This is a genomic window from Acidovorax sp. KNOB132, assembly GCF_057541515.1.
Window position 1 is genome coordinate 1 of record NZ_BAAJYT010000641.1, and the last position, 630, is coordinate 630.

1 protein-coding gene is annotated in these 630 nt (G+C 69.2%); it reads left to right on the forward strand.

Annotated elements, in window-relative coordinates; all coding sequences use genetic code 11:
* Nucleotides 1–607: SET domain-containing protein (locus tag AC27IO_RS25170; protein ID WP_498741339.1), on the forward strand; the 607-nt coding region annotated here is incomplete at its 5' end.
* Between the last annotated feature and the right edge of the window lie 23 nt (nt 608–630).

Here is a 630-nt window from a genome sequence, read left to right on the forward strand (position 1 = left end):
GCGCCGCCTCCAGACCCGGCGCTCGGGCGTGCATGGCAAGGGCGTCTTCGCCGTGCAGGATATCGCCGAAGGCGAAGTGCTCATCGAATACACGGGCGAGGTCATCAGCTGGCAGGAGGCCCAGGACCGGCACCCGCACGATCCCGCGCAGCCCAACCATACCTTTTACTTCCACGTGGATGAAGACCACGTGATCGACGCAAAGTTCGGCGGCAATTCATCGCGCTGGATCAACCACAGCTGCGACCCCAACTGCTTCGCCGACGAACAGGACGGCCGGATCTTCATCACCGCCCTGCGCAACATCGCCGCGGGCGACGAGCTGAACTACGACTACGGCCTCATCATCGAAGAGCGCTACACCCCCAAGCTCAAGGCCGAATACCCCTGCTGGTGCGGCAGCGCCAACTGCCGGGGCACGCTGCTGGCGCCCAAGCGCGGCTGGGCGCCGCCGGGCATGGCGCCTGAAAAGCCGGCCAAGGCGGGCAAGGCCGCCAAGGACGCCGAGCGCGGCAAGGCCGTCCGCCAAGCCAACAAGGCATCGCCCGCCACCGAAACCGCCACGCCGCCCCCACCGGGCCGCAAGGCGCGGAGCCCCCGCCGGTGACCGGCCGCTCCCCCGACGCCCCC